At 29.5% G+C, this 4,289-nt stretch carries 4 protein-coding genes; all 4 read left to right on the top strand.

Translation table 11 applies throughout. The features are described 5' to 3' along the window. Nucleotides 1-184: hypothetical protein (locus B5D16_RS12510; protein ID WP_159444388.1), on the top strand; the 184-nt coding region annotated here is incomplete at its 5' end. Between the two features lie 16 nt (nucleotides 185-200). Continuing rightward, nucleotides 201-386 carry a hypothetical protein gene (locus B5D16_RS12130; protein WP_078767236.1) on the top strand — a complete coding sequence of 62 codons (186 nt, stop codon included), beginning with the start codon at nucleotides 201-203 and terminating at the stop codon, nucleotides 384-386. Further along, nucleotides 376-1,158, top strand: coding sequence for a Fic/DOC family protein (locus B5D16_RS12135; protein ID WP_078767237.1), 783 nt, complete (start codon nucleotides 376-378; stop codon nucleotides 1,156-1,158). The genes B5D16_RS12130 and B5D16_RS12135 overlap by 11 nt, the downstream gene beginning before the upstream one ends. A gap of 159 nt (nucleotides 1,159-1,317) precedes the next feature. Beyond that, on the top strand, nucleotides 1,318-4,289 hold a 2,972-nt coding region (locus B5D16_RS12140), incomplete at its 3' end, for a VaFE repeat-containing surface-anchored protein (protein WP_143405128.1).

Genomic DNA, 4,289 nt, shown 5'->3' on the forward strand with positions numbered 1-4,289 from the left:
TTCTAAAGGTCATTATGAATCTATGATATCGAAGCTCATTAAATTTGGTGCCATAGCTATGGGAAGTGGTGAATCATATGCTGTTTTTACTGAAACGGTTGATAATATGAGAGGTAATACTTCGGAAATTGATTATGAAGCAATAAAGAAATATAGAGAAGAAAATGGAATAACAGGTTATTAAAAAGGAGTGTGTTATTATGAGTGAAGAGATTATTATAGAGAATACGAAAGAAAATAGAAAATTAAGAAATGTTGTATCTACAATGGCAATTGAAAATATGTATTTACGAAAAGAATTTATTAAAGAACTTATAAAAGTATCAAATGGAGAAAAAACATCTGAAGAATTAAGACAAGAGGTTATAAGAAGACATGCAAGATAGTAAATATTGTTATCCAAATTCAAATGTTTTGATAAACAGATTAAACATAAAAGATAGTGATGAATTGTTTGAAGCAGAGGTTGAACTTACAACTATAAGACTCCGTGAGTTACAGAATAATCCATTAAAAGGAAATTTTGATTTTAAACACTTAAAAGAAATACACAAGTATATTTTTCAAGACTTATATTCGTGGGCTGGAAAAGAGCGTACAGTTGACATAGGAAAAGGAAATTTGTTTTGTACGGTACCATGTATCCAAGATTACGCTAAAGCAGTATTTGATAAATATTTTACTCAATGTTATAAAAATAAAGATGATTTTAATGAGTTTATTAAAGTTTTTGCAGATAATTACGGAGATTTAAATGCTTTACATCCTTTTAGAGAGGGAAATGGGAGAAGTCAACGTGAATTTGCAAGAATTGTATGTCTTGAATGCGGATATGATTTTGATTTATCATGCACAACATATAATGAAATGCTCAATGCTAGTAAGCTATCTTTTGATAATGCAGATAGTTCTGAATTTATTAGAATCTTTTCGAAGGCTGTAGTACCATTAGGAGAAAATAATAATTTATTAAATAGATTAAAGATATTGTCTATAGATGACTTGATTCTAAATGAAGATTTAAACTATGAATATTATACTGATATTACTCAAAAAGAGTATAAAGAATATAATCAAATTTATATTAATAAAATAGATAAAATGAATCAAGATTATAATGAAATAAAAATTAATCATAAAAGAGAAAAAACAAGATAAATATTATTAGGATTATAAGAGAGTTACATATCAATTGTAGCTCTCTTTTTATATACAAAAATAAAAGAAAGAGGGTGATTATTGTTATCTTTTTAGAGGTCATATTCGGAAGCGAATTAAAATACTTTAAAAAATTTTTAAGATAAGGAGAAATTTAAAATGAAGAAAAACAAACAAAGAATACTGTCTCTTATAATGGCAGTGTTAATGACCTTGGTCGCAGTCGTTCCAACAAATGTTGATGCTGCGACTTTTGCATTTGGTGGCTATCTGGGTAATTGCATGGGATATGAAATCTATGCCTATACAGTAGATGGTCAAATTGGATTTTGCATGGATTATGGCTATGGACTTCCTACAGGAAGTTTAAATGAGGATTCTACAAAATCATATTCAAGCGATGGCTCTAGTGATTTAAGTACAGGAGCTAAGTATGCTAAACTTGCATACTATTGGGCACATAGTAATAAATCTAAAACAAATCGTATGATTACGCAGGCTCTTTTATGGGGTATTAGAAGTGGTGAAAATGTTAAATCTTTATGTAATAGTTATAGTGATACTCTTTATAATACTATTTTTAAAGAAGATGGAGATATTGATGCTACTTATACTATCTATAAGGGTTCTTCAGGACAGAAAATGGCAGTTTTAGATGCAGACAAAGAAAATGATCGTGTAATGGTTAGAAGTTATACCAATGATATCAATTATCGTCAAAAATTAACATTTAAGAAGACAGATAACACTGGGAAAGCTCTTAAGGATAAAGTCTTTGGCATAAGACTTGAAACAAAGAATCTTTCAGCAATTAAACTTAACAAGGGTGTTTTTGTAACTCCTGAAGACATTGAAGGAACTAAAGCTACACAGCCTTGGTATGCTATTGTTTCAGCTAATGGTGATGAACAAAATAAGGTTAAAATAGCTGATAACGGTAACAGTAGTGTTAACTCTTCAGCAATTAGTGGTAATACTACTAAATTTCAAATGTCGACGGATAACATGGAACAGTTTTACCAAAAGAGTAATGGAAATACTGTTGTTTTTGTTATGACTGATAGTAATGGAGAAGTTGATTTTACTTTCATGTATGAATACATATCACCAACTTATTACTATGGAGTTATAAATAACAATATTATAAATACTTATACTGAATGGAATAATAAGAAAAATGATTTAATAACAATAGCTGGAGAAGAAATGACAGTAAAGAAAGCGCTTGATGATAAGTGTGATGAAAAAGGTATAACCAGTGGAATGGTTTACTTTAAGGAACGTGCCATGAGAAATGTCATTGCAAAATATCGCATGGATGCAAGTGGTAACATCATGAATGGTGATGATCCTACATATGGCAGACTTTATGAACAGTATTATAACATTGAAAACTATTATGGAATTTATGAAATTGCCAACTCATATGGTAATGCATTTGGTGATAACACATTATCACTTAATCCAGACATCGATACATTCTATAAGTGGGTTAAGATAAATAGAAATAATAGTTATATTTCAAGTAAAGATGGACTTACAGGAGCTACAAATCCAACATATAAAACAGCTACATATTCATCAATAGGTAAATATAGTACAAATAATGGTGGTACATATTCAACATCAATTTATGTAGATGATGATAATTCCTGGATGAATTACGGATCTACAAATGAAGATAAATCATGGACCGATATAATGAAGACTACAGTTCTTTCTACTGATACAGTAAGTGGAAATGCAGTTATCATTAATGCTCCTTATAAATATGCTAAAAACAGTGTAAATAAGGTTATATCAAAAAGTGATAAGTTTACTATCCATAAGACAGATGAAGATGGAAAAGCTCTTAAGAATACAGAGTTTAAAATAAAAGCTGACTTCAAGGATTTTGCAGATAATAATACTTATAACGCAGATAACATTACTATCAAAGTAAATGGCCAATCAATTAGACTTGATAATGATAATACGTTTACAGCGGTAACAGATGAAAATGGTGATATTAATATTGAATATACATTAAAGAAGACACCTACATATTATTACGCATATGGCCAGGTATTTAATTATAAGACAAATAAGTATGTTGATGTTGAGAGTGATAATTATCTTTCAAGTCTTGAAACAGAAGGTGCTATATCAAGCAAAGCTTCAGCTATAAGTGGTCTTAGGACTGTTTTTGCAAATGCTACAGATGTAAATAACTATTCAATCGATACAACAGCTTATTCAAAGAATAAAGCTTTAGAAATGGCAAATAGTAAATTAAGTAGCTATGAAAATAACTGGTTTAAGAAGTATGAAGAAACTATTTTTAGTTTTGAAATTGTTGAAACAAATACTAATAATGATTCAATTGCAATTAATAAGGAGCTTGTTAAGGGGATCAGAGCTGATGTTACTAATGGAAGTATCGTAATTAATTTAAAAGCGGATAATAATGAAGATGGTACCACAGAATCAAGTTATACAGTTTTAAAAGATGATGAAATGCTTATAAAAGGCATTGTTTTAAATGAGGATAAAGATACAATTACAATTATTAATCCTTTTAAGTATTATTCCATGAAACTTGTTAAAACAGATGTAGATACAGAAAAAGCTATTAAAGGAGCTGTTTTTGGTGTGTATGAAGATAGTGACTTTACAAAGCCTGCAACACTTTATACATTTGATAAAAATGGAAACAGCAAGGTAGTAAATGAAGTAGACGCAGACGGAAATGTTAAGGTGGTAGAATATACAACTGACAAGGACGGGGTATTACATACTGATTACCTTAGAGCAGAAAATAAGGCATATTATTTTAAGGAAATATCAGCTCCTGAAGGATACCTGGATATTTACCAGGATTATACAAATGAGAATGATTTATTAACATTCTTATGTGATGGAAAAGACATTAATGATTACGTACTTGATGACTATCAGGAAATTTTGGTTGGTAACAAGAGAGTTCCAAAGATAAAAACCAAGATTACTGATAAACAGACTAATAATGATGTTAGTCTTCCTGAAGAAACCATTACATTGGTTGATACAGTTAATTATGAAAACCTTAAACCAAATACTGAATATACTGTTTCTGGTACATTAATGGATAAGGAAACAGGAAAGGCTTATAA

The sequence above is a fragment of the Eubacterium uniforme genome (genome assembly GCF_900167115.1).
Taxonomy (GTDB): Bacteria; Bacillota; Clostridia; order Lachnospirales; family Lachnospiraceae; genus Eubacterium_S; species Eubacterium_S uniforme.